Consider the following 23,991-nt stretch of genomic DNA (forward strand, 5'->3'; position numbering starts at 1 on the left):
CACTCCGCTTGCGTCAGGCCGGCACGCAGGTATCTGGGACCGGACAGACCGCGGCGCATTGCGGCGCGTCGAAGTGACCTTCGCATTCGGTGCACTTCTTGGGATCGATGATGTACATGTCGTTCTTCAGCCGGATGGCTGCGTTCGGACATTCGAACTCGCAGGCACCGCAGACCGTGCATTGCGACGCGATGATCTTGTAGGCCATGAACCGCTCTCCGCGATTTTGCGACATCGGACGACGTCATTCGCGAAGAGGTCTTTCAAGCCGCATGCCAGACGCCAGACGTCTGATATCGCAAGGTTATTCCTGATTACTTCGGAGCCGCCAAGCTGTCGCGCTCCCGACATGTCGCAAGTCCGACAGCGCAGTCATTCGCGGCCAACAACTCTGGTACAATGTCGGATCTGCGTAACTTGGTGCGCAAAAAAATCACGCGCCAACGCAAGCTGGCGCGTGAATCTCTGGAGCAAGTCGGGAACGCCGACGACGCGCGTGGCACGCGCTCGTGCCAGCGCGGATCAGAACCGCTTGACCTCGATGTTGTGCTTCTTCAGCGCGTAGCCGATTTGGCGCGGCGTCAGGCCGAGCAACCGCGCGGCCTTCGCCTGCACCCAGCCCGAACGCTCCATCGCCTGGACGATGCGGTCGCGCTCGAGCCCCGCTCCTTCGCCCACCATCTCGATGGTCTCGCCATCGATGCCGTCCATGGGCACTGTCGGCGCCGTGACTTCGACCGGCGCGGTCGCACGCGGCAGAATCGGCAACGGCACCATCGGCTGCGCACGGGGCGGTGGCGGGGTCACGGTGTTGCCCTTCCACAGGATCGCCGACATGCATTCGTTTCGGCTGCAGGCGAAATCATCCATCACGATCGAAGGGCCTGCCGCCATGGTCGCGGTCCGCTGCACGCAGTTCTCGAGCTCGCGAACATTGCCGGGGAAGCCGCAATGCATCAGCACATCGATAGCGCTGACGTCGAAGTTCAGGTCGCGCTCGTTCTCGCAATTGAAGCGTCGCAGGAACTCGCGCGCCAGCTGGGGAATGTCGCTGCGCCGCTCGCGCAGGGGCGGCAGCTTGATCGGCACGACGCTGATCCGGTAATAGAGGTCGGCGCGAAATTCGTTGCGCGACACGGCCTCTTCCAGATTGCGGTTGGTCGCGGTGACGATGCGCACATCGACCTTGATGGTCTGGTTGCCGCCGACCCGCTCGAACTCCTGCTCCTGCAGCACGCGCAACAGCTTGGCCTGGAACGCCGGCGAGATCTCGCCGATTTCGTCGAGGAACAAGGTGCCCTTGTCGGCCAGCTCGAAGCGGCCTTTGCGTGAGTTGATCGCGCCGGTGAACGCGCCCTTCTCATGTCCGAACAATTCGGATTCCAGCACGGTCTCCGGCAGCGCCGCGCAATTGATCTTGATGAAGGGGCGCTTGGCTCGGCTCGACAGCTCATGAATGGCCTTCGCGACCAATTCCTTGCCGGTACCGGACTCGCCGCGCAGCAAGACCGGCGCGTTCGACTTGGCCACCACGTTGATCTTCTCGAGCAGGGCACGCAGCGCCGGACTGTCTCCGACGATCCCATCGACCAGGACCTTCTTGCGGTCCTTCGGCGCAGGCTTCAGTTCCGACAGCTCTTTCTGCAGCCGGTGGCTTTCAGCCATCAGCCGCTCGCGGTCGCGCGCCACCACGCAATGCAGCTTGATGGTCTGGCCGATCAGGTTCGCAACCATTGTCAGGAAGCGCACGTCGGCGTCGAGACGAAAGATCGATCGGCCGTCCCAGACCCGGTCGATGGTCAGCGTACCCACCACCTTCTGGTCGATCCGGATCGGAACACCGAGAAACGACACGCGCACGTCGGAGCCGGCCCCGAGGATGGTCACGTCGGCTTCGCCGAAGGCCGGATGGTCGGCGACGTTCTCGGCGATCAGCGGCACCGCCGTAGCGACGATTTGATCGAGGGCTTTCTGCGGCAGGCGTTCGCGGTAGCGCTGATCGCTGCCTTCGCTCCAGCCTGCCCCCACCGCGATGTCGGGGATACCGTCATCAGCCAGCAGCGACACCACACCGTGACGCATCTGCATGAACGACTGCAGCAGGTTGACGACATTGGCGAGGGTGATTTCAAGCCGGGTCGGCGCGGCCAGGATTTTCGAGATCTCGAAGATGCCGGTCAGCGCGATCTCGCTCAGCGGGATGGGAGCTGCATTGGACCGCGCGTCTTGAGCTTCGACCTTAAGTGCTTCCGATTGGATCATGGTCGCATCTCTATCGTCACGGACGCTTCCTTCGGATCGCCCGATTTTGTAGATGTTCTAACATCCTCTCTCATCCGCAACTGATTGTCGTGCCTAACTTTGCTGCACTGCCGTAGAATGAGTGGGCAGATACCGACCAGAAAAGTCGCAAAGCTATCAGGGCATTAATAGTTCGAGCGGGCGCAGGGCTGCAGCCTCGGCCGCAGCGCATCATTGCCGAGCAATAAAGGCGGCCGATGGTATCGATCGGATTGTCGTGCCGGTCCTTCGCGGAATTCAGAATGGTTCGCAGCTGCGACTAAAGATGCTGCCCCCCGTTGATCTGAATTTCCTCGCCGGTCACGTAGCTGGCGGCATCGGAACAGAGAAAGAAGATCACCTTGGCGACTTCGTCCGGCAGGCCGATCCGGCGCATCGGGATCAGCGGCGAAAACCGCGCCTCGGTCTCCGGCGACACCATCTCGGTCTTGATTTCTCCCGGCGCGATCGCGTTGACGCGAATGCCATGCGGCGCAAAGTCGTGAGCCATTTCGCGGGTGAGACAGGCGAGCGCCGCCTTCGAAGTGGCGTAGGCCGTGCCGGCGAAGGGGTGGACACGAGAGCCGACGATCGAGGTCACGTTGACCACCGCGCCCTGCCCGAGCTTGAGTTCCTCGAACAGCCCGCGGGCGAGCAAAATCGGCCCGAGAAAATTCACGTGAAAGACGGTCATCCAAGCCTCGACCGAGGTCGAAAGCGAATCGAGACGGGAGCCGTCCGTCGCCTTGGGCGAGATCGCGGCATTGTTGATCAATGCATGCAGCGGGGCACCCGCCAAGCGCGCCTTGATATCAGCGATGGCACGCGGCACCGCCTGGCGGTCACTCAGGTCGACCTGGACGTGATTGTCAGGGCCTGCATCCCACGGACAGCGCCCGCCGTCGAACGGCTGTCGCGAGCAGGTGATGATCCGCCAGCCGGCGTCCGAAAACAATTTCGCGGTGGCGTGCCCGATCCCGCGTGAGCCGCCGGTCAGCACCATCGTCTTCTGCTCTTGCCGCGCTCCCGTGCCGACAGACGCGGCGCCATGGAACGGACATAGCAAAGCAGCCGAACCAGACTCGGCTTCGGCTTGTCGTTCGCCTTGTTCGAGATCGAGACTCACACGCGCTCCCGGTGTTGCGCTCCAGGCGACCGATCCTCGCCCCTGAGAGGCTGCTCGGTGGTCTTGTGGTAGTGCTGCAGGATTTGGGCCAGCAAAAGACGACGCTGGTGCGGTGAGCTTGAGTTTCGCGAACTGCCGCTGGAACTTCGAAAACGAACATCCAATCCTCAACAGCTACTCATAACAGTCGCTTAGCTCCTGCGCTTTCGCGCCACCGAAGCGCAGCTCTGAGCACGAGTGAATGTCGGCGCCGGAACACGCGCGAGCAGCCATCGCTGTCGGATTCACGACAGCTTGGCCGGTTTCAGACATCAAGAGCGACGCCGTCGTGGCGGCAATTCGCATAACCCATTGACGTAAGGCACATTCTCCGAGCTCCACGGAGCTGGTCCAACTCTTGCTCTCATTCTGACAATCAAGTTCTCACAACCAACTTTCCAACAACACTGCCGCCGTCTGTCCGGCCGGCCAGACGCTGAACGCTGCAGGGCCTTTTTTCGATGGGATTGAGCGCCGTCAGGCTCGCCGTCATTCTCGGCACGAACGAAATTGCATCGGCGATCGCCGTCCATCTGCATCGCGCAGGCTACTGCGTGGTGCTCTCGCACGATCCCAATCCGCCCGTCATGCGCCGCAAGATGGCGTTCCACGATGCGCTGTTTGCGGATTTCGCGCGGGTCGAAAATGTGATCGGCGAGCGCATCGAGGGCAGCATGGATGTCTTCAAGGCACTGCGCGCGCCGCGGCACGTCCTCGTCACTTGGCTTGGTCTCCTCGACTTGCTCCCAGTGGGCGAGATCAACCTGCTCGTGGATGCGCGCATGCAGCGGCGCAACATCACTCCGGACCTCAGGGGGATCACCCGTTTCTCGATCGGATTGGGACCGGGGTTCTCGCCCTCGGCCAACTGCGATGTCGCGATTGAAACCAAGCCCGGGCAAAGCGGCCTGATCGTGCGTGAGGGCTGGACGGCCGCGGCCGACGGCGTGCCGCCGCGGTTGGGTGGCGTGGGCGCCGAGCGTTTCGTCTACTCGCCTTATGAAGGCCGCTGGCACACGCCGGTCGAAATCGGCACGCGCATCTACAAGGGTTTCGTCGTCGGCCACTTGTCCGGTACCGCCCTTGTCGCGCCGTATGACGGCGTTCTGCGCGGCATCGTCCGCGACGGCAGCGACGTGCCCGCAGGCATCAAGCTTCTGGAGATTGATCCGCGCGGCCGACATGCGCAATGGACCGGGATCGACGATCGCGGACAGGCGATCGCGGCAGCGACGCTCGCCGTCGCCCAGCAGCATGCGGCGGAGCACGCCGTCGACACAGCGCACGATCTCGCCGCGCCGGCCAAGACGGACTGATGCGGATCGCGCAGAGAACCACGTGGCGCTGAGGCGCGTCGCGATGAGGCCGGCAGAAGGTAACGCATCATTCTGGACTGCTCTCCGTTCGCTGCCAGGCAGTCGAAGACGAGGGCTTGGTTTGGGGCAAAAATGACAGCCCCTCATGGTGAGGAACGCCGCTTGCGGCACGTCTCGAACCATGAGGCCCGGTCCAGTTTGGGCCATAGGCGATCGTTCTGCCTGTCACTGCAAGGCACCTGATTGCATCGGAGCGAGACGTCTTCCTCCTGGCCACTGTTCCACCGCTTCTCCGATTGGCACCGTTGTTGCTTATGGCTTGCAGAAGCGAGCCAAGACACCATGATCATCTGCTCTTGCAATGTCATCAGCGACCGCGCGATCCGCGACATCGTGACCACGGCCGATGTCGCGTTCGGCTCACCGGCTCAGGTCTATGACTGTCTGGGATGCGTCGTCCAATGCGGACTCTGCTCGCGCTCGGTCAAGAGCATCCTTGAAGAAAGACAGGCGAAAACTGCACGCAGGACACCGAGTGGACAGCCGAACATGGTCGTTCCGCCGGCCCCTTGCACACAGCTTGCGATCTCATGAACCTTCAAGTTCCTTGAAGGCCTCGCGGGCATTGCGGAACGCGTCGATGCCGGCCGGCACCCCGCAATAGACTGCGACCTGCAGCAGCACTTCCTTGATTTCGTCCTTGGTCAGGCCGTTCTTGATTGCGCCCTTGACGTGAAGCTTGAGTTCGTGCGGACGGCCGAGCGCGCCAAGCATGGCCAGATTGATGATGCTGCGGGTGCGCCGGTCCAGTCCCGGGCGGGTCCACAATGCGCCCCAGCAGAACTCGGTCGACCATTCCGCCATGGTACGGGTGAACTCGTCCGCGCCGGCGATGGATTTGTTGACGTAGTCCTCTCCGAGCACCTCCTTGCGCACCTTGAGACCTTCTTCGAACAGCGGGCTCTTGCTCATGATGTATCCTTGTCATGGTTGAACGGAGATGACGCGCCTGCGCAGCGCGTAAGACATGGCGCATGTGCGAAATCCCACACTTGCAGGTTAGCCGACAATCTGGCCACTTCGCTACCTGCGCCAAACCAACAAGAACGCTCCCGCCGAACGACGCGGGGCAAAATAACGGGGAGTGAACGATGGCAGGCGATGCCGCGAGCCAGGTGATCGGATTTGTCGGAACCGGCCGCATGGGCGGCCCGATGGCGGGCAGACTGCTCGACGCCGGTTATAAGCTTTGCGTCTACGACACCCGGCCTGAGGCGATGGCGCCGCTGCTTGCGCGTGGCGCGCAAGGCGCAGCCTCTCCGGCAGAGGTCGCCTCCTCGGCGGATATCGTGCTGACCAGCCTGCCCACGCCCGACATCGTCAGGGCCGTCGCGCTGGGCCCGGACGGAGTAGTCGCGGGTACGCGGTCCCGCATCATGATCGATCTGTCGACCACCGGTCCCAGTGCGGCCAGGCAGATCGCCGAAGGGCTGCGGGCGAAGGCGATCACGCTCGTCGATGCACCCGTCAGCGGCGGCATCAAGGGCGCCGTGAACGGCACGCTCGCCGTCATGGTGTCCTGCCCGCGGCCCACCTACGATGTCATCGAACCGATCTTAGCGAATTTCGGCCGGCTGTTTCATGCCGGCGAGACGGCGGGACTCGGACAGACCGCGAAGCTCGCCAACAATCTGATGGCGGCGGCCGCGCTCGTGATCACGTCTGAAGCTGTGGCGATGGGCGTGAAGGGCGGGCTCGATGCCAAGGTGCTGATCGACATCATCAATGCCAGCACCGGCCGCAACAGCGCCTCCCAAGACAAGTTTCCGCGGTCGGTCCTGCCCGGCACGTTCGATTTCGGCTTCGCCACCGGACTGTCCTACAAGGACGTGCGGCTGTGCCTGGACGAAGCGGAAGCCATGGGCGTGCCGATGGTGTGCGGCGCGGTGGTCCGCCAGATGCTGGCGATCACCAACGCCAAATACGGCCCGACCTCCGACTTCACCTCGATCGCGCGCGTGGTCGAGGAATGGGCCGGCGTCGAGATGCGAGACAAGAGCGCGGCACTCAAATGAACGGCTTGCCGCCGGTCACCGCGACCGTCGTCCCCGAGGTGTAGCTGGAGAGCGGATCGGCGAGCATCACACAGGCGGTGGCGACCTCACCTCCGCCTTAGCCGGGCAGAATGGTCGGCGGCGGCGCCTCGGCCTGCTCGCGCAACTGCTCGGTCTCGCGCAATTCCTGCTCGGCCAGGTACCAGAACTCATCCTGTCGCCCCTCGGGCCGGCCGGCTTGTTCCCACAGCTGATGCGCGCGCTCGCGGATTCTCTCGTCTGTCGGCTGGTCCATGAGCACGATCTCACGCGAAACGAGGCGCACGGCCCCGCCCCTCCGGGGGCTGGCACAGCGAGGCAAGGCCGTGCAGGCACGTCCCTTGGACGCGACCTACGACGGCAATGCGCAACGTCCGATGAAGTTCCAGCACGTCGGCGGCGGGCAGCGGCTCGCTGTTGTGATCGAGATCGGTCATTCGTCCCTATTGTCGTTCTTCAACCGAGAGTTCCCGGCATGAAGCAGCGGATCGAGGTGCCGAGCGATCCCTTGATCGGCCACACCATGGTGCGCCCCGAGCGGTTGGGCTCCGTGATCACGGCATCGTCGGGCACGACGACCCACTCGCCATCGAGGCGAACGCGATAATGTGTGCCTTCCATATCCCAGTCGGGATCCGAGACGGCCAAGCCGTCGGCATCGGAGCAACACGGGCCGCGTCCGCTTTTCAAGCTGTCAAACCAGGCCTTCAGCGGCGAGTTGGCATAGCGGCCGTCATCGCGCGCCAGCGCAAGGTGCAGCGGCCACGCCGTCGACAGGAGGGCGAAGCTCAAAGCGATCAACCTCTTGGTCATTCGAGCACCGCAAGCATAGCAGTCACGGTCCCGTGAATACGGGTCACGTCTGCCGCATCGTGCTCATCAAATGCGCTGATCCCAAGATGGTTCCTGTCGGGATGATGCCTTCGGAATCAGCAAACGCCGTCGAACGCGATCATGAGCGAGAAATGCTCCCGATTTCAGAGGCAGGCTATGTCAGGCCGCGTCCGCAGGCACCATGGCTTCGACGACGACGCCGCTCCCGGCCGAGACCACCGTGAGACTGCCGCCCAGCGCGAGCAACCGCTCGCGCATGCCGGTCAAGCCAAAACCGAGTCTGTGGTCCGGCTGCAAGCCGCGGCCATCGTCACTGATCAGGACGCGCGTGTAGCTGCGGCCGCTGCGCGATTGCATCTCCTGCGCGGCCGGCTCGATGGTGACATCGACCAGGCTCGCCTCGGCGTGGCGAAACACGTTGGTGAGCGATTCCTGCACCACGCGGTAGATGGTGAGGTCGGCGGCCTCGCCATGCGCACCGAGCGCATCCGATATCCGGGTCTTGATCGCGATATCCGGGCGCGCCTCGCGCCACAGTCGCACCAAGGCGCCGACAGCTTCGCGCAAGCCAAGCTCGGCCAGGCCGACCGGGCGCAGCCGCTCCAGGATGCGGCGGTTGAACTGCTGCACGGCATTGACCTGATCGAGGATCGCCTGGCCATGCTTGCGCAGCGCGGCGACATCGATCGCGCCGGTGTCGGCGAGCCGCATCAAGGCGCTGGCATGTGCACGCAGCGCGAACAGGTGCGGACCGAACTCGTCATGCAGATCGCGGGCGATCTCCTTGCGTTCATGGTCCTGCAGCGACACCGTGCGCTCGGCGAGGCGCCGTTTTTCCTCCACGGCGTCCCCGAGCACTGCAGCGAGGTGGTTGAGCTTCTGGCAGATCGCAGCGAGCTCAGGCGAGCCGCCCGGCTTCACCCGCGCGTCGTAGGCGCCGCCTTCGATCTGCGCCATCGCGCGCGACAGGTCGCCCAGCGGCGAAAGCGCCCGGTCCACCACCAGCATGGTGATCAGGAACGAGGCGGCGGCGATCGCCGTGCCGACGATGAGCTGGGTCAGTATGCCATCCCAGATCTCGGCAATCTCGTCGTCCGGATGCGACGTGATCACCAGCGTGTCCGGCCGCCCCGCAACCATAACGGGAACCACGACCGATCGCTTCTCCGGATGCACCAGCGCGACGAACCAATCCGGCGCTGACCGCGTGCTGGCTCCGCCGGGCCGATCGGAGGTCTGCAAGACGGATGCGTTCCGACTCATGACGCTGACATGACGAAGCTGGCTCAGATCGCCCACGATCCGCCTCAGCTGCGCATCGGGGTCCGGCGCCTCGTTCAACCCGGCGACGATGGTCTCGACAAAGCCGCGCGCGAGCCGGATCACGCTCTGATCCTCGGCGCGCACGCGCGGACCGGCTTCCCAGACCAGCCGGCCGATATTGATGCCAAGTCCCAGCGCCAGCACCAACGCGAGCAGCAGGTTGATCCGGGCGCGTAGCGACAAATTCTGCCACATCTTATTGATCCGTGGTGCGTCTCATTCACATGTCCGCCGACATTGACAGGCAAATTGGCGGGCGATCTAATCCAACCATGAGATCGCGCGCGATGCATCTTTGATGCACTGCAACAAGCGATACGAGAATTGCGGGAACCCAGGGCATGCGCGTTCTGATCGTCGATGATCATCCCATTGTCGCATCGGGCTGCCGCGCCGTGCTCTCCGGCGAGGCGGATGTCGTGCTGCTCGAAGCCTCGGATGCCGAGAGTGGCGAGCAAACCTTTCTTGCCGAGCGCCCGGATGTCTCGGTCATCGACATCAACCTGCCGACCGTGTCGGGCTTCGAACTCGCGCGCCGCATCCTCGCCCATGAGGCAGGCGCCCGCCTGATCATGTTCAGCATGAACGACGACCCGGCCTTCGCGGCGCGTGCCATCGATATCGGGGCCAAGGGGTACGTCTCGAAAAGCGGCGACCCGAACGATCTGGTGGAGGCGATCCGTCAGGTCCGTCGCGGAGATACCTATCTGCCGCCGGCCATCGCCCGCAGCATCGCCTTTGCCGGCCCGGCCTTCGCCCAAAGCCCGCTGGCGAAGCTGAACCCGCGGGAGATGGAGATCTTGCGTCTGCTCAGCGCCGGCAAGAGCCTGTCGGAAATCGCCTGGCTCATTCAATCCTCCTACAAGACGGTCGCCAACACCGCCTCGATCATCCGTCACAAGCTTGGGGTGAAGACCTCCGGCGAACTGGTCCGTCTCGCCATTGCGCATGGCGTGAGCTGAAACACCCGGGCCGCACTCAACAGGATACGACATCATGACGCTCACCACCGTTTCGACCAACAAATCCCATGGCGGCACGCAGGGCGTCTATCGGCACGCCAGCGCCGAGACCAAGACCGACATGACCTTCTCGGTGTTCGTGCCGCCGCATGCGGAGGGCGCGAAATTGCCGGTGGTCTGGTATCTGTCCGGCCTGACCTGCACCCACGCCAATGTCACCGAGAAGGGCGAATTCCGCGCCGCCTGCGCCGAGCTTGGCCTGGTGTTCGTCGCGCCCGATACCAGCCCGCGCGGCGAGGGCGTTCCGGGTGATGCCAACAATGCCTATGATTTCGGCCTTGGCGCCGGCTTCTACGTCGATGCCAGCAAGGAGCCGTATGCGCGCAATTATCGCATGTGGAGCTATGTCACCGAGGAACTGCCGAGCGTGCTCGCCGCCAATTTTCCGATCGACCCGCGACGGCAATCGGTGATGGGCCATTCGATGGGCGGGCACGGCGCGCTGACGGTCGCCTTGCGCAATCCCGATCGCTATCGCGCGGCCAGCGCATTTTCGCCCATCGTTGCGCCGTCGCAGGTGCCCTGGGGCATCAAGGCGCTCGGCGGCTATCTCGGCGATGACAAGGCGGCATGGCGCAAGCACGATGCGGTGGCGCTGATCGAGGACGGCGCACACTTCTCCGACCTCCTGGTCGATTATGGCGATGCCGACCAGTTCCTCACCGAGCAGCTTCGCCCGCAGCTGTTGCAGGCCGCCTGCGAGAAGGCCAACATCCGTTTGCTGTTGCGTCGGCAGGAGGGGTACGACCACAGCTACTACTTCATCTCCACGTTCATGGCGGATCATCTGCGCTGGCACGCCGCGCGGCTCGGGAGCTGAGGAATAAGCCCGGAAACGGAAGCAGCCGTCGTCACCCGGACCGGTGTCGACAAGCTCGGCGTCATTGCGAGGAGCGTAAGCTCCGAAGCAATCCAGAATCCCCGTGCAGGCTGGATTGCTTAGCTGACGTACGCAATGACGTGGCAGGTCGCCATGGACGGAGGCCAGCCATTTTGCCCGTCGTGCCAATCTGTCGCAGGCATCAAACCTTGCCGTGTCGGGCAAATCAGAACGATCATTCCGCCCGTCTCGCGCTCACAAGAGGGGCGGATCGCGATCGTCACGGACGTCGAGTGCGGGATGCGATGGACGCGTGGGGGCCGCAGCATGATCGCTCATGCAGACGAACGGCACCGATGCGGACGGCGAAATCGCGTGGTCCTGGCGCCCCGACGCTGGCGCTAAATCGGCAGGCGATGATTCCTGCCGGTGACGGTGGCTAACAAGCCCGGCACACCGAGGAGAGCGCGACATAAGCGTTAAAACCATCGCGCAGGGAAGGCCGGCGTGTCCGGCTCGTACCTGTGGTGACTGCCGCCTGCTTTTTTCTTGCAGGCGGGCCATGGGTGCGACCAGCACCCGGCCTTCCCGGCGCCCTCTCCTTCAGAGGGCCGCGCAGACGCAAAGCTCGGACGCGAATCGCGCCGCGAGAACGTGTTGTTGCGTTCGATCGTTGTCACGTGTCGATTTCAGATCACTTCATTGCTTCTGCGGCAGACCGTAGTTCGCCGCGAGCATGCGGTTGCGGATCAGCCAGGCCATGGTGCGCGACCAGGATTCGTCGGTATTGCCGCGCATGTCGGCGCTCATCGCCGCAACGGGCTGGCCGCTGCGCACGTCGCGCAGATAGAGGTTCATGTTGAGGATGAGGTTGGAGACCTTCTGCACGACGCCGGTGATCTCGAGATCGGCCCCGAGCTGCGCCGCCAGCTTGATGTCGCAGCCGCCGCAGGCCTGCAGATTGCTATTGTGCGCCGCACTCTTCACCGGTTCGATATCGAGAACGCGATATTGGCCCGACTCCTGCAATGCTTTGCGCAACTGTTCCGCAGCCCGCGCCAGCCGCGCCGCTTCGTCCTGCCGCGGTCCCTGCATCTCGCCCTGCAGGCTGGTATCGATCAGTTCGAAGTCGAACACCGCGACCTTCGGCGGTTCGGCACGCAACGGGGCTGCAACAAACAGCATCATCGCGGTCAGCAGAAGAACAGATTTCACGGTCGTGATCCGAAATGGCGTAGTGCGAACAAAAGTGGGGTTGCAAGCTAGGCCAATTCGGTCATGTTGCAAGGGCAAACGCTCAGTGAGAAGCGGAGGCAGGACCATTGGGAGGACATATGATCCGGTCGCTGATCGGTGCGATCAGCCTTGTCGCCTTCGCTGCAGTTGCCTTCGCCGTAGGCGCGGCAGCGGCGGAGCCGGTCAACATTGCCATTGGTTATCTCGGCCGCGCAACCGTGCCGCAGACCTTGTCGCCGGTCGACCAGCCGGCCGCCGATGATGGCATTGCCGGCGCAAGGCTCGCGATCGAGGACAACAACACCACCGGCAAGTTCCTCAACCAGCGCTTCACCCTGCTCGAGCATCGCGTGAAGGACGAGGAGGATCCGACGCAGGCCGCGAACGATCTCGCCGCCAAGACCGGCTTCATTCTCGCCGATCTGCCGGCCGACGCGCTGTTGAAGGTCGCGGCCGCGCTGCGTCCGCGCGGCGTCACGCTTCTCAACGTCGGCGCCACCGACGATCGCCTGCGTGAGCAGGACTGCCGCGCCAATGTGATCCATGTCGCGCCGACCCGCTCCATGCTGGCCGACGGCCTCGCGCAATATCTGGTCTGGAAGCAGTGGAAGCGCTGGCTGCTGGTGACCGGCTCGCACGACAATGACAAGCTGTTTGCCGATGCGTTGCGCCGCGCCGCCACCCGCTTCGGCGCCAAGATCGTCGAGGAGCGCACCTTCGAGGACACCGGCGGCGCCCGCCGCACCGATTCCGGCGTGACGTTGATCCAGCGCCAGATGCCGGTCTTCACCCAGCGCGCGCCGGCCTACGACGTGCTGGTCGCCGCCGACGAGAGCGAGGTTTTCGCGTCCTATTTGCCGTATCGCACCTGGGATCCGCGCCCCGTGGCCGGCTCGGCCGGCTTAAAGCCCACGAGCTGGGATCCCGCGCAGGATCAATGGGGCGCAACCCAGCTGCAGAACCGGTTCGTGAAATTGGCCTCGCGGCGCATGAGTGCGCTGGACATGCAAGCCTGGACCGCGGTGCGGATGATCGGCGAAGCCGCCTCGCGCGTGAATTCCGGGGATCCCAAGGCGCTCGTCGACTTCATGAAGGGACCGAACTTCTCGATCGCCGCCTTCAAGGGCACGCGCCTGACGTTGCGCGACTGGAACCTGCAGCTTCGCCAACCCATTCTTTTGAGCGACGGACGCATGATCGTCTCGGTCTCGCCGCAGGAAGGTTTCCTGCACCAGGTCTCCGAGCTCGACACGCTCGGGGGCGACCGCCCCGAAACCAAATGCAAATTGCAGTGAGGCGTGATCCGGACATGTCGGCCGATAAAGTTGTTGCAAGAATTTGGATCTCATTGGCCGGTGCGCTGTGGCTCATGACGGTCGCTCCCGCGTCCGCCTTCGTCGCCTACATCTCCAATGAAAAGGGAAACACGGTCTCGGTGATCGACACCGACTCCTGGACGGTGACCAAGACCATCAAGGTCGGGCAGCGGCCGCGGGGCATCGAGTTCACTCGTGACGGCAAGTTCGTCATGGTCGCCGTCGGCGACGACGATACCATTCAGGTGATCGACACCAAGACGCAGGAAGTGACGGACACCCTGCCCTCCGGTCCCGATCCCGAACTGTTCACCCAGGATGCCGCCGGCAAGACGCTCTATGTCGCCAATGAGAACGACAACACGGTCACCGTGATCGACCTTGCGAAGCGGGCGCGCATCGGCGACGTCCAGGTGGGAGTCGAGCCCGAGGGCATGACCGTCAGCCCCGACGGCAAGACCCTGATCTGCACGTCCGAAACCACCAACATGGCGCATTTCATCGACACCGGAACGCGCCAGATCGTCGCCAATGTGCTGGTCGACGCCCGGCCGCGCTTTGCCGAATTCAAGCGGGACGGCTCCGAGCTCTGGGTTTCCGCTGAGATCGGCGGCGCAGTCTCGATCATCGATCCGGCCAAGCACGAGGTCATCGGCAAGATCAAATTCGCCATTCCCGGCCTACGCAACGAAGCGATCCAGCCGGTCGGCATCGGCATCACCAAGGACGGCAAAACTGCCTTCGTCGCGCTTGGCCCTGCCAACCGCGTGGCCGTCGTCGATACCGCCAGTCGCGAGGTGAAGAAATATCTGCTGGTCGGCCAGCGCGTCTGGCACATGGCGTTCACGCCGGACGAGAAATATCTGCTCGTGACCAACGGCGTCTCGAACGATGTCTCGGTGATCGACGTCGCCGCACAGAAGGTGATCAAGACCATCCAGGTCGGCGAACTGCCCTGGGGCATTACGATTGCACAGCCATGATGACGCGCGACGCCTCCGCCATCGACCAGATGTCAACCGCGGCGCAGCAGCCCGCGCCAGGTGCCGTGTCCGCGCTGTCGATTGCCGGCGTCAGTCACTCCTACGGCGCGCGCAAGGCGCTGGACGATGTCAGTTTCGACGTGCAGCCAGCGAGCTTCACCGCTCTGCTCGGCCTCAACGGCGCCGGCAAGAGCACGCTGTTTTCGCTGATCACGCGGCTGTTCGGGGTTCAAAGCGGACAGATCGGCATCTTCGGTCATGACATTGGGAAAGCACCCAGCGAGGCCTTGCGCCTGCTCGGGGTCGTGTTCCAGCCGCGCACGCTCGATCTCGATCTGTCGCTGATGCAGAACCTGCTCTATCACGCGGCCCTGCACGGCATCTCGCGCCGCGAGGCACGCGCGCGCGCCGACGAACTGCTGGCGCGGATCGGGCTTGCCGACCGGTCCGGCAACAAGGCGCGCGATCTCTCCGGCGGCCAGATGCGTCGGCTGGAGATCGCCCGCGCGCTGCTGCACCGGCCACGCCTGCTGCTGCTCGACGAGCCGACGGTCGGGCTCGACGTCAAGGCACGCTCCGACATCGTCAGTCACGTCCGGCAGCTGGTGGCCGAGCAAGGCATCGGCGTGCTCTGGGCCACGCATCTGTTCGACGAGATTGCGCCTGGCGACGATCTGGTGGTCTTGCATCAGGGCCGCGTGCTCGCGCAAGGGCCGGTGCAGCGCGTGGTGGCGGAAGCCGGCGCCTCCGACCTCAATGCCGCCTTCGCGCGCCTCACCACGCAGCCGAGCCCGCTGCGGAGTTCTGAACCATGAGCGTGACCACACTCAATTCGCCGCGCCGCGGCTTCTCGGCCGGCGAGTACATCACCTGCCTGACCGGCATCGTCTGGCGCGAGGGCCTGCGCTTCCTGCATCAGCGCGAGCGCTTCGTCTCTGCGCTGGTGCGGCCGCTGGTCTGGTTGTTCATCTTTGCCGCCGGTTTCCGGCAGGTGCTCGGCATCTCGATCATCCCGCCTTACGAGACCTACATTCTCTACGAGGTCTATATCGCGCCCGGCCTGATGGCGATGATCCAGCTCTTCAACGGCATGCAATCCTCGCTGTCGATGGTCTACGACCGCGAGATGGGCAATATGCGCACGCTGCTCGTGAGCCCGCTGCCGCGCTGGTATCTTCTGTTCTGCAAACTGCTTGCGGGCACTGCGGTCTCGGTGCTGCAGGTCTACGCCTTCCTGCTGATCGCCTGGTTCTGGGATATCACGCCGCCGCCGATCGGCTATCTCACCGTACTGCCGGCGCTGATCCTCTCCGGCCTGATGCTCGGCGCGCTCGGCATGCTGATCTCCTCCGGGATCAAGCAGCTCGAGAATTTCGCCGGCGTCATGAACTTCGTGATCTTCCCGATGTTCTTCGCCTCCTCCGCGCTCTACCCGCTGTGGCGGGTCGAGGAAGGCAGCCCATGGCTCGCCTATCTCTGCGAGGCCAATCCCTTCACCCACGCGGTCGAGCTCATCCGCTTTGCGCTCTACGGCAAGATCAACTGGATCTCGCTCGCGGTGGTCGCCGGCTGCACCGCCGCCTTCATGATCGGCGCGATCCTGGCCTATGATCCGTCGCGCGGCTTCGTCCGGCGCGCTCCCGGAGGCGAAACATGAGACGGCAGATTTTGATGGCGGCCATTGCCGTGTTGGCTTCGGCGCGGGCGGGGCTTGCTGCCGACCCGCGCTATCCCGACTGGCCCTGCCCGCAGGCCAAGGTTCCGGAGATTTCGATCGCCGCGGTCTGGTCCGGACCGCCGCTCGACGATGTCGGCACCAGCTGGAAAGACGACGCCAAGGTCTCCGCACTGGTCAGCAAGCTGGCGGCGCGGCGCACGCCACTGGAGGAGGCGCAAAAGGACCTCGCAGATTTCCTCACCGGCACGCCCGAGGAGAAGACCCGCAAAGCCAAGCTGTTGTTCGTCGGGCTGTTCGATACGCTCAATGCGCAGCGGACCACGGTGATGAACGGGCTCGAGCGCACCATGCGCAAACAGCGCGAGGCGGTCGAGAAGGTCAGGGCCGATACGACCACGCTCCAGCAGTTGCAGAGCGCCCCTTCGCCTGACCAGGCCAAGGTCGACGAGCTCAGCAATCAGCTGACCTGGGAGACCCGCATCTTCGAGGACCGCAGGCGGGTCTTGAAATTCGTCTGCGAGGTGCCGACCACGATCGACCAGCGCCTGTTCGCGCTCGCGCGCGAGATCCAGCAGGACATGGAGTAGCCGACCGATGCCAGCCGATCGCACAGGTCGAGTTGAGCTCGTTCCCATAGCGGCACCGATGCGACCTCGCCCCGCTGCCGGGGAGAGGTCGCGCACCGTATTCTTTGCCAGCTCACTCCTCCGACCGCGGCTCCGGTTGCACCTCGGCCAACGGCAGATCCGCAGCCGCCCAGCCGTCGGTGCCTTCGGGATACCAGGCGACGTTCGCGTAGCCATAGGACAAAGCGCGCTTGGCGGCATTCCACGACATCCAGCAATTGGCCAGACAGTAGAACACCAGAAGTCTCGCCCGATCGTCGCCGGAGGCCAGCTCAAGCCCTCGCTTCAGGTAGGCTTCGGTCGCCGGCGCGATAACACCGTAGCCGGTATCGGGCAGCCAGGTGCTGCCGGGAATGTCTTGCCGCGGCTGGTCGCGCCAGACGGTGCCCGCCGGCAGGTTCTTCGGCTTGGGCGCCCGCGGCAGCACGTCGATGAAGGCGCCCGACTTCGCGCGCCAGATCGCCTCGGCCTGTTCAGTCGAGAGTACGCGCGCCCCGGCCAGCGTCGCCGGCACCGGCGCACGATAGTTCTCGGTGCGATAGTCGCCGGGCTCGCGAACGCCATCATCCGCATGCGCGGCAGCGATCAGCAGCACAGCGGCCACGCCGACGCGGAGCGGTCGCCGGCTCATGGCGACTTCGCCGCCGCCTCCGCGGTGATCAGATGATTGCTCTCGTCCAGAAGCGGCACGCCGAACTCCAGCAGGATCTTGTTGATGTCCGGCTGGCTCTCCTGGATCAGCCGATTGAGCTGGCGTCTCCAGTTCACGTCCGTGGCGCGGACGCCCATGGCGATGCGATAGACCAGCTTCGGTCCGGTCGTCTCGTTGATCAGCGGCGTCACGTGCAACGGCGGGTTCGCCTGCTTCGCATAATAACCGGCCATCGGTCCCCACAACACGCCGGCGTCGATCTCGCCGGATTTCAGGTCCTTGATCATGGCTTCGGCCGACGAATCGACGCGGGTGTCGATCATCAGCGGATAGGGCTTTGCGGTCGTCATCAGGCCGGCAGCAGCCATATTGGTTGCCGGCGGCGTGCCGGCGACGATGCCGATATGCTTGCCCTTCAGTCGCGGATCTTCCAGGGTCGCGACGTCGCCGAGATCGGACCCCTGCCGGGTGACGATCGCATAGGACGTCCGGTAATAGGGGGTGGTGCTCTGCACCAGCTCGTCGCCTTGGGGGAAGCCCATGATGACGTCGCAGCGATGCGAGCCCAGCGTCATCCGCACGAAGCCGGTGGCCTGCGGATAAAACGCGTAGTCCAGCTTCTTCTGCAGCTTCGCCGCAAACAGCTCGGCGATCTTGTTCTCGAAACCCTGGCCCTTCTCGTCGGAGAATGGCAAGTTGCGCGGATCGGCACAGACGCGCAGCACATTGGGATCGACGAGCTCGATCGAGAGATCGGCGTGGTCGCTACTCTGCGCAAACGCTGCCCAAGAGCCGAGCAAGGCAAGGCCCGCGGCGACAGCCATCAAAGAGCGGACATAGGTCTGACATTCCATCATTATTCTTTCCGTCCCCGTTGCGCGCAAAGCGTGTTTTTTGAAAATGCTAAGCTGCAGCATCGGCGCGCGCAACAGGCGAAATCATCGCGAAGGCGTGAGTATCTGCTGCAGTGCAAACAGCGCCATTCGTCACGTTCGTGTCACGGCATCGGAGCGAAACCATGACTCGCCTCCGCGTTTGTCTCGTCGCACTCCTCGCAATCATCGCAGCCACCCGTGCCAGCGGTCAGCAGCGGGAGCTCGATGTCAGCGAGATCGCGCCGGGCGTCTACGTTCATATCGGCCAGATCGCGCTGATGACGGCGGAGAATGAAGGCGCGATCGCCAATCTCGGCTTTATCGTCGGGAACGAAGCGGTTGCCGTGATCGATACCGGCGGCAGCGTCCGCGAGGGACGGCAACTGCTCGCCGCGGTCCGGGCGCGGACCGACAAGCCGATCCGCTATGTCATCAACACCCATGCCCACCCGGATCATATGTTCGGCAATGCGGCGTTCCAGCAGGCAGGCACGACATTCGTCGGGGCCAAGAACCTGCCGCGCGCGCTGGCGGTGCGCGGCCCCCACTACATCGATGCCTTCCGGCAGATCATGGGCGCGAAACTGGTCGACGAGGTCCGTCTCGTTTCCCCTTCCGTACTCGTGGATGACAGCAAGTCCCTTGATCTCGGGGGCAGAACCATCGTCCTGAAAGCCTGGAATACGGCGCATAGCGACTGCGATCTGACCGTTTATGACGAGCAAAGCCGGATCTTGTTTTCCGGCGATCTGGTATTCTTGCGCCATATTCCGGTCGTCGATGGCAGCCTGCGCGGATGGCTCGGTGATATGGCGGGGCTGTCCGCAGTTCAGGCCGAGCGTGTCGTGCCAGGCCATGGCCCCGTGAGCCCATGGCCTGGAGCATTGGCGGATGAGCGCCGTTACCTCGACATATTGGCCGGTGACATCAGAGGACTGATCGCGCGCGGCCGGCCGATCGCCGACGCCGCCACGGCGGGCGCCTCGGAGCGTCCGAATTGGGAGCTGTTCGACGATTATCACGCCCGCAACGCCACTGCGGCGTTTTCGGAACTTGAATGGGAATGACGATGACCCCACGCTATGGTGGGAGTTGACCTCACGAGATCAGGAGGAACGCGACATGACACGGTTGTGCTTCGGCCCCTTTTCCGCTGCGCTTCTCGGCACCCTGCTCGCAGTTGCCTTCGCACCTGCGAAGGCCGCCGAGAGCTATGACCCCTGGCCGGGCCTGGTGCAGGACATCTTCAACGATCGCCCGATGCAAGATGGCAGTGACGTGATCGCCATCGACATGCCGGCGCGCGCGGAAGATGCCTCGGTCGTGCCCGTCACCCTGCAGAGCAAGCTTGGTCCGACCGATAGCCGCCGCATCAAGACGATCACGCTGGTGATCGACCAGAACCCGGCGCCGATGGCCGCGAAATTCACCCTCGGCCCGGACGCCAACGTGACGGCGATCTCGACGCGCGTGCGGGTCAACAACTACACGAACGTGCATGCGGTCGCCGAACTCAGCGACGGCCAGCTTTACGTGACCAAGATCTATGTGAAGGCCTCCGGCGGCTGCTCGGCGCCCGCAGCGAAGAACCCCGAGGAGGCCAAGGCACATATCGGCCAGATGCGCTACCGGCAGTTTACGCAGGCGTCGGACGGCGCCACGAGCGGCACGCGCGAGGCGCAGGTGATGATCGGCCATCCCAACAATTCCGGGCTGCAGATGGACCAGCTCACCCAGCTCTATATCCCGGCCTTCTTCATCGACCAGTTGCGCCTGTCTCAGGACGACAGTCTGGTGCTCGCGATGGAGGGCGGCATCTCGATCTCGGAAGATCCGAACATCCGCTTCACTTATGTGTCGAATGGCGCCAAGCGATTCCGCGCCGAGGCCAAGGACACCCAGGGCCACGTCTTCGAGCATGAATGGCCGGTCGACGGCTCAGGCACGTAATGGGGAAGCGCGGAACGAGCTCAGAAACACCTCACCTCGCCCTCCGCCTGGGCGCGCCGGAGATCGTTGAGAGCGTTGGTCGCCTGCTCGGACGTGCGGAACTGCGCGCCGAGAGTGCTATGCACTTGCGACATGCTGAGCACCGTCTCGGCGGTGACGTAGCGGTCATAGGGAAGGATCGAGGCGATCACGTCGATCGAGCAGGAGCACTGCTCGATCGCCTGGCGCGTTTCGCCATTGGCCTTCATACAGCCGAAGACATATTCGGCCCGCGCCGAGGTCGGATAGTCGTTGATATCCTCGGCATGCGCCGCCACAACCATGCCGGTCAGGATAACCCATGCAGCGACGATCGGTCGTAGTGAAGCAGCAGACGTCATACTGGTCCTCCCGCGGTACACGTGGGAAGCTATGCTATGATTGACGGTCTGAAAAGACGATACCGACGGAAACGGCGTACCGCCTGATGAAGCAGCTCCTTGGTTTGTTGTTTGGTTTTTTTATCTGCGCCGCCGCCCCCATCTCGGCATGTGGCGCCGCCGACACGATTCGCGTTGCAGTGCAAAAGACGGGGACCTTTGCCTGGGAATTGGCGGTGATCCGGGCGCACGGTCTCGACAAGAAGGCCGACCTCGCCATCGAGGCGATCGAACTGGCAAGTCCGGAAGCCGGCAAGGTCGCATTGCGCGCGGGCAACGCCGACCTGATGGTCTCCGACTGGCTGTGGGTGTCGCGGGAACGAGCTCTCGGCGCCAGGCTGCAGTTCTATCCCTATTCGAGCGCGCTCGGCGCCGTGATGATCCCGCCGTCCTCGCAGATCCGGCAGCTTGCAGATCTGAAGGGCCACAAGCTCGCAGTGGCCGGAGGGCCGCTCGACAAGAGCTGGCTGTTGCTGCAGGCGGCAGCCAAGCGCGGCGGCCTCGATCTCAAATCGCAGGCGACCGTGACTTATGGGGCGCCGCCTCTGCTCGCGGCGAAGATGGCTGATGGCGAAATGGACGCCGGCCTCAACTTTTGGAATTTCTGTGCCGCGCTCGAAGCCAAGGGCTTTCGCCGCCTGATCGGCATCGAAGACCTGCTGCCGCAATTCGGCGCCAAGGGACGCGTTGCAATGGTCGGCTATGTCTTTGACGAGGATTGGGCCAAGGCACATCGCGACCTGATGGCACGCTTCCTGGACGTGACCGCAAAGGCCAAGAACATTCTCGCCAGCTCCGACGCCGAATGGGACACGATCGCACCGCTCACCGGCGCATCGGATGCTGCGACCCTGCGCGCCTATCGCGACCGCTACCGAGACGGTATCCCGCGCCGGGCGATAACCGACGAAGAAGCGGATGCCCACCTGCTCTATCGCGTGCTGGCGGAGACCGGCGGACGCGACCTGGTGGGCCCCGCTGAGCAGCTCAGCCCCGGCACCTACTACAATCCCGATCCGAGGGACTGAGGTGCTGCGGCTCGTATCCTCTGTGCTGTTTTTAGCGACGTGGTGGATCGCAGCCGCGCTCGCCGGCAGCGCCAAACTGCCGCCCCCCGCCGCGGTGCTCCGCGTCGTGCGGCAGGAAGCGGAGTCCGGCGCATTATTCCTGCATCTTGGCGCGACGCTGGCGCGCGTCGTGCTCGCCTTCACGCTGGCGATGGCCGTCGGCTCCGTGCTCGGCTACCTGATGGGGCGCCATCGATTGGCCGATCGGCTCGGCGATCCCTGGCTGATCCTGCTGCTCAACCTGCCGGCGCTGGTGGTGATAGTGCTGGCCTATATTTGGGCGGGGTTGACCGAGGTCGCAGCGATCAGCGCCATCGCGATCAACAAGCTGCCGACCGCGGTCGTTACCTTGCGCGAAGGCGCCCGCGCGCTCGACCCGACGCTCGACGAAATGGCGAACGTATTCGCCTTCTCGCGCTGGCGCAGCTTCCGGCACGTGCTGCTGCCGCAGCTTGCGCCCTACATTGCAGCCGCGGCGCGGTCCGGGCTGTCGCTGGTCTGGAAGATCGTGCTGGTCGCAGAACTGCTGGGGCGGCCGAACGGCGTCGGCTTCGAGATCGGCGTAGCCTTTCAGCTGTTCGACATTCCGCTGCTGCTCACCTATTCCTTGAGCTTCGCGGCGGTCGTGCTTGTGATCGAGACCTCATTCGTACAGCCGTTCGAGCGGCGCGCATCGCGGTGGCGGCTTCGTGCGGCTTGACGTCGACATCACCGGCAAGAGCTTCACGAACGCCGCGGGCAAGCGGCAAGAGGTGCTCGCGCGCATCGAGTTCTCGCTCTATTCCGGCGAAGTCGGCGTCGTTGTCGGCCCCTCCGGTTGCGGCAAGAGCACGATGCTGCGGATTCTTGCCGGTCTCGATTCCGATTTCGAAGGTCACGTCGTGCGCCCCGAGACCGCCCGGCTAGCAATGGTATTCCAGGAGCCGCGGCTGTTGCCGTGGCGCTCCGTCGAGCAAAATGTCCGCCTGGCGGCGCCCGATATCGATGCGGCCAAGCTCGATGCGATCTTTGCGGTGCTCGAGTTGAGCGGCCACCGCGAGCATTATCCGGGCGAGTTGTCGCTCGGTCTTGCCCGCCGGGTGGCAATTGCTCGGGCAGTTGCGGTCGAACCTGACTTTCTGATCCTGGACGAGCCGTTGGCCTCGCTCGATGAAGCCTTGGCCTCGCGACTGCGCGAGGAGATCGCGACACTGGTCGGCAGCCGGCCGATGATCACGTTGCTGGTGACGCACAGTCTGGAAGACGCGGTGCGGCTCGGGGACCGGCTGTTCTTTCTGTCCGCCCGCCCAGCCCGTCTCCTCCACGCCGTTCCGATCCAGACGCCACGCGCGGCAAGGACGGATGAGGTGATCACCGCGACCAAGGCCGATCTGGCACGATTGGACCTTGCAGGACAATGACGCACGTCGATAACAGCTGGTGGACAAGAACCTCGTTTCGGGAGGACGTGATGCCAAGAATACTGGCGCTCACCGCAGCCTTGTGTCTGACCATGCCGGCTGCCCTGCTGGCGCAAGGCAAGGGCATCCGTCTTTGGAATTTGACGACGGCGACCATCACCGGTTTTCAACTGTCCCCGACGGGCCAGAACAATTGGGGCCCGAATCAGACCCTCAATGACAAGGACAAGGAGGTCGACCACGACGAGCGGCTGCGACTCACCGGCGTCGAGCCAGGGCGCTATGACGCCAAGATCAGCTATGCCGGCTCAAAGCAGTGCTTCGTGCGCGACATCGAGATCAAGGCCGACGCCATCGTCTCGATCGCCGACAAGGATTTGATGGACTGCACGAACTGAGATCGAATGCAGCTCAACCCGCCGGATTTGCGCTCGCGCCTTCGGCCTTATCGTCGCTGTGCGGATATTCGCAGCGCCACTTCACGGCCGTCCATTTCGGATGCTCGCCGACCCACTGCGCAATATAGGGAGGTGCCTGCATCGCGCACTGGCGCAGCGAGCCGCCATCGGTGAACACGAGATGGGTCTCTTCGCAAGTGGTCGGCGAAAGGACCGCACAGATGGTGATGACGAGGTCGATTGGGCTCATGCCTGCAATCCTTCGAAGCTAGTGAGTACTCCGATTCCGAAGTTCGTATCCTATCGGGGCAAGCTCATGTGCCAACTTCGGAATTGAAGAGCATGAGCAAACCCTTGATTTCAGTGCTGCTTTGAATTCGATGCTCCGATCAGCGTACGCGGAGTCGGCTGATCGGAACTCAAGTTTCCGCCGCACCCGTTCAGTAAGTATACCAAATACGATTTTGGGACGATGGGGTTTCTAACGCCCGACGGAATAAACGCCGCCTATCACAGATCCGCGATCCGCTGCCGGCGA

General features: G+C 63.8%; 28 protein-coding genes and 1 pseudogene. 16 read left to right on the plus strand and 13 right to left on the minus strand.

Going from position 1 to position 23,991, the window contains the following annotated elements; translation table 11 throughout:
* Nucleotides 1–13: 13 nt before the first annotated feature.
* From QXZ85_RS14275 to QXZ85_RS14285, 3 genes are all read right to left on the minus strand, one after another.
* Entirely contained in the window at nucleotides 14–208 is a 195-nt protein-coding gene (locus QXZ85_RS14275) for a 4Fe-4S dicluster domain-containing protein (RefSeq protein WP_008961670.1), read from the minus strand.
* A 314-nt stretch (nucleotides 209–522) separates the two neighbouring features.
* Nucleotides 523–2,262, minus strand: a complete 1,740-nt coding sequence (gene nifA / locus QXZ85_RS14280) for a nif-specific transcriptional activator NifA (protein WP_315704682.1) — start codon at nucleotides 2,260–2,262, stop codon at nucleotides 523–525.
* A 298-nt stretch (nucleotides 2,263–2,560) separates the two neighbouring features.
* The gene (locus tag QXZ85_RS14285; RefSeq protein WP_315806731.1) at nucleotides 2,561–3,406 is read right to left on the minus strand and encodes an SDR family oxidoreductase; all 846 of its coding nucleotides are present in this window, start codon (nucleotides 3,404–3,406) and stop codon (nucleotides 2,561–2,563) included.
* A 500-nt stretch (nucleotides 3,407–3,906) separates the two neighbouring features.
* Between QXZ85_RS14285 and QXZ85_RS14290 the strand changes: the two genes are divergently transcribed.
* Nucleotides 3,907–4,761 carry a xanthine dehydrogenase gene (locus QXZ85_RS14290; protein WP_315704683.1) on the plus strand — a complete coding sequence of 285 codons (855 nt, stop codon included), beginning with the start codon at nucleotides 3,907–3,909 and terminating at the stop codon, nucleotides 4,759–4,761.
* Between the two features lie 588 nt (nucleotides 4,762–5,349).
* On the opposite strand, the gene QXZ85_RS14300 is transcribed toward QXZ85_RS14290, so the two are convergent.
* The gene (locus QXZ85_RS14300) at nucleotides 5,350–5,733 is read right to left on the minus strand and encodes a carboxymuconolactone decarboxylase family protein (protein ID WP_315704685.1); all 384 of its coding nucleotides are present in this window, start codon (nucleotides 5,731–5,733) and stop codon (nucleotides 5,350–5,352) included.
* Between the two features lie 179 nt (nucleotides 5,734–5,912).
* Here QXZ85_RS14300 and QXZ85_RS14305 point away from each other — a divergent pair, with 179 nt between their 5' ends.
* Entirely contained in the window at nucleotides 5,913–6,836 is a 924-nt protein-coding gene (locus tag QXZ85_RS14305) for an NAD(P)-dependent oxidoreductase (protein ID WP_315704686.1), read from the plus strand.
* On the opposite strand, the pseudogene QXZ85_RS33760 reads toward QXZ85_RS14305, so the two are convergent.
* Together QXZ85_RS33760 and QXZ85_RS14310 are read right to left on the minus strand one after the other, a co-directional pair.
* Nucleotides 6,829–6,924 (minus strand): annotated as a pseudogene (locus tag QXZ85_RS33760) (NAD(P)-dependent oxidoreductase); the annotation flags it as partial. The gene QXZ85_RS14305 and the pseudogene QXZ85_RS33760 sit on opposite strands and share 8 nt — an antisense overlap.
* Nucleotides 6,925–6,933: 9 nt before the next feature.
* Nucleotides 6,934–7,110, minus strand: coding sequence for a DUF2934 domain-containing protein (locus tag QXZ85_RS14310; protein ID WP_315704687.1), 177 nt, complete (start codon nucleotides 7,108–7,110; stop codon nucleotides 6,934–6,936).
* A gap of 70 nt (nucleotides 7,111–7,180) precedes the next feature.
* Here QXZ85_RS14310 and QXZ85_RS14315 point away from each other — a divergent pair, with 70 nt between their 5' ends.
* The gene (locus QXZ85_RS14315) at nucleotides 7,181–7,333 is read left to right on the plus strand and encodes a hypothetical protein (protein WP_315704688.1); all 153 of its coding nucleotides are present in this window, start codon (nucleotides 7,181–7,183) and stop codon (nucleotides 7,331–7,333) included.
* On the opposite strand, the gene QXZ85_RS14320 is transcribed toward QXZ85_RS14315, so the two are convergent.
* Together QXZ85_RS14320 and QXZ85_RS14325 are read right to left on the minus strand one after the other, a co-directional pair.
* Entirely contained in the window at nucleotides 7,311–7,667 is a 357-nt protein-coding gene (locus QXZ85_RS14320) for a hypothetical protein (protein WP_315704689.1), read from the minus strand. The genes QXZ85_RS14315 and QXZ85_RS14320 overlap by 23 nt on opposite strands.
* Nucleotides 7,668–7,847: 180 nt before the next feature.
* Nucleotides 7,848–9,206 (minus strand): histidine kinase, encoded by a 1,359-nt coding sequence (locus QXZ85_RS14325; RefSeq protein WP_315704690.1) that lies wholly within the window; start codon nucleotides 9,204–9,206, stop codon nucleotides 7,848–7,850.
* A 146-nt stretch (nucleotides 9,207–9,352) separates the two neighbouring features.
* Between QXZ85_RS14325 and QXZ85_RS14330 the strand changes: the two genes are divergently transcribed.
* Both QXZ85_RS14330 and fghA read left to right on the plus strand, forming a co-directional pair.
* The gene (locus QXZ85_RS14330; RefSeq protein WP_315704691.1) at nucleotides 9,353–9,973 is read left to right on the plus strand and encodes a response regulator transcription factor; all 621 of its coding nucleotides are present in this window, start codon (nucleotides 9,353–9,355) and stop codon (nucleotides 9,971–9,973) included.
* 34 nt (nucleotides 9,974–10,007) lie between these two features.
* On the plus strand, nucleotides 10,008–10,853 hold the full coding sequence (fghA, locus tag QXZ85_RS14335) for an S-formylglutathione hydrolase (RefSeq protein ID WP_315704692.1): 846 nt from the start codon (nucleotides 10,008–10,010) through the stop codon (nucleotides 10,851–10,853).
* A gap of 699 nt (nucleotides 10,854–11,552) precedes the next feature.
* Here fghA and QXZ85_RS14340 read toward each other — a convergent pair.
* Nucleotides 11,553–12,041 carry a DUF3280 domain-containing protein gene (locus QXZ85_RS14340; protein ID WP_409977582.1) on the minus strand — a complete coding sequence of 163 codons (489 nt, stop codon included), beginning with the start codon at nucleotides 12,039–12,041 and terminating at the stop codon, nucleotides 11,553–11,555.
* 146 nt (nucleotides 12,042–12,187) lie between these two features.
* Here QXZ85_RS14340 and QXZ85_RS14345 point away from each other — a divergent pair, with 146 nt between their 5' ends.
* The 5 genes from QXZ85_RS14345 (at nucleotide 12,188) to QXZ85_RS14365 (ending at nucleotide 16,653) form a co-directional block, all read left to right on the plus strand.
* The gene (locus QXZ85_RS14345) at nucleotides 12,188–13,384 is read left to right on the plus strand and encodes an ABC transporter substrate-binding protein (RefSeq protein WP_315806413.1); all 1,197 of its coding nucleotides are present in this window, start codon (nucleotides 12,188–12,190) and stop codon (nucleotides 13,382–13,384) included.
* 74 nt (nucleotides 13,385–13,458) lie between these two features.
* Entirely contained in the window at nucleotides 13,459–14,388 is a 930-nt protein-coding gene (locus tag QXZ85_RS14350; protein WP_315741945.1) for a YVTN family beta-propeller repeat protein, read from the plus strand.
* A 29-nt stretch (nucleotides 14,389–14,417) separates the two neighbouring features.
* Nucleotides 14,418–15,203 carry an ABC transporter ATP-binding protein gene (locus tag QXZ85_RS14355; protein ID WP_315765380.1) on the plus strand — a complete coding sequence of 262 codons (786 nt, stop codon included), beginning with the start codon at nucleotides 14,418–14,420 and terminating at the stop codon, nucleotides 15,201–15,203.
* The gene (locus QXZ85_RS14360) at nucleotides 15,200–16,045 is read left to right on the plus strand and encodes an ABC transporter permease (RefSeq protein WP_315704695.1); all 846 of its coding nucleotides are present in this window, start codon (nucleotides 15,200–15,202) and stop codon (nucleotides 16,043–16,045) included. The genes QXZ85_RS14355 and QXZ85_RS14360 overlap by 4 nt, the downstream gene beginning before the upstream one ends.
* Nucleotides 16,042–16,653: a hypothetical protein gene (locus QXZ85_RS14365; RefSeq protein ID WP_315741946.1), complete on the plus strand. Its 612-nt coding sequence runs from the start codon at nucleotides 16,042–16,044 to the stop codon at nucleotides 16,651–16,653. The genes QXZ85_RS14360 and QXZ85_RS14365 overlap by 4 nt, the downstream gene beginning before the upstream one ends.
* Nucleotides 16,654–16,765: 112 nt before the next feature.
* Here the strand turns inward: QXZ85_RS14365 and QXZ85_RS14370 are convergent, their stop codons facing one another.
* On the minus strand, nucleotides 16,766–17,323 hold the full coding sequence (locus tag QXZ85_RS14370) for a PQQ-dependent catabolism-associated CXXCW motif protein (protein WP_315741947.1): 558 nt from the start codon (nucleotides 17,321–17,323) through the stop codon (nucleotides 16,766–16,768).
* Nucleotides 17,320–18,168, minus strand: a complete 849-nt coding sequence (locus QXZ85_RS14375; RefSeq protein WP_409977581.1) for a substrate-binding domain-containing protein — start codon at nucleotides 18,166–18,168, stop codon at nucleotides 17,320–17,322. The genes QXZ85_RS14370 and QXZ85_RS14375 overlap by 4 nt, the downstream gene beginning before the upstream one ends.
* A 194-nt stretch (nucleotides 18,169–18,362) precedes the next feature.
* On the opposite strand from QXZ85_RS14375, the gene QXZ85_RS14380 reads away from it, so the two are divergent.
* Nucleotides 18,363–19,286 (plus strand): quinoprotein relay system zinc metallohydrolase 2, encoded by a 924-nt coding sequence (locus tag QXZ85_RS14380; protein ID WP_315806412.1) that lies wholly within the window; start codon nucleotides 18,363–18,365, stop codon nucleotides 19,284–19,286.
* A 55-nt stretch (nucleotides 19,287–19,341) separates the two neighbouring features.
* A complete protein-coding gene (locus QXZ85_RS14385; RefSeq protein WP_315806411.1) occupies nucleotides 19,342–20,169 on the plus strand; it encodes a quinoprotein dehydrogenase-associated SoxYZ-like carrier in 828 nt (275 codons plus the stop codon).
* Nucleotides 20,170–20,189: 20 nt separating this feature from the next.
* Here QXZ85_RS14385 and QXZ85_RS14390 read toward each other — a convergent pair whose 3' ends face one another.
* On the minus strand, nucleotides 20,190–20,549 hold the full coding sequence (locus QXZ85_RS14390) for a hypothetical protein (RefSeq protein WP_409977572.1): 360 nt from the start codon (nucleotides 20,547–20,549) through the stop codon (nucleotides 20,190–20,192).
* Nucleotides 20,550–20,635: 86 nt separating this feature from the next.
* On the opposite strand from QXZ85_RS14390, the gene QXZ85_RS14395 reads away from it, so the two are divergent.
* From QXZ85_RS14395 to QXZ85_RS14410, 4 genes are read left to right on the plus strand one after another with little or no spacing between them, the layout of a single operon-like run.
* The gene (locus tag QXZ85_RS14395) at nucleotides 20,636–21,616 is read left to right on the plus strand and encodes an ABC transporter substrate-binding protein (protein ID WP_316174334.1); all 981 of its coding nucleotides are present in this window, start codon (nucleotides 20,636–20,638) and stop codon (nucleotides 21,614–21,616) included.
* Nucleotide 21,617: 1 nt separating this feature from the next.
* A complete protein-coding gene (locus QXZ85_RS14400; RefSeq protein WP_315704702.1) occupies nucleotides 21,618–22,355 on the plus strand; it encodes an ABC transporter permease in 738 nt (245 codons plus the stop codon).
* Complete coding sequence (locus tag QXZ85_RS14405) at nucleotides 22,345–23,055, plus strand: ABC transporter ATP-binding protein (RefSeq protein WP_315704703.1); 711 nt, start codon at nucleotides 22,345–22,347, stop codon at nucleotides 23,053–23,055. Before QXZ85_RS14400 ends, QXZ85_RS14405 begins: the two co-directional genes overlap by 11 nt.
* A 50-nt stretch (nucleotides 23,056–23,105) precedes the next feature.
* A complete protein-coding gene (locus QXZ85_RS14410; RefSeq protein WP_315704704.1) occupies nucleotides 23,106–23,453 on the plus strand; it encodes a hypothetical protein in 348 nt (115 codons plus the stop codon).
* 13 nt (nucleotides 23,454–23,466) lie between these two features.
* Here the strand turns inward: QXZ85_RS14410 and QXZ85_RS14415 are convergent, their stop codons facing one another.
* A complete protein-coding gene (locus tag QXZ85_RS14415; protein ID WP_315704705.1) occupies nucleotides 23,467–23,703 on the minus strand; it encodes a hypothetical protein in 237 nt (78 codons plus the stop codon).
* Nucleotides 23,704–23,991: the final 288 nt, after the last annotated feature.

It is taken from the genome of Bradyrhizobium sp. SZCCHNGR1005, assembly GCF_032489995.1.
In the GTDB taxonomy this organism is placed as follows: domain Bacteria; phylum Pseudomonadota; class Alphaproteobacteria; order Rhizobiales; family Xanthobacteraceae; genus Bradyrhizobium.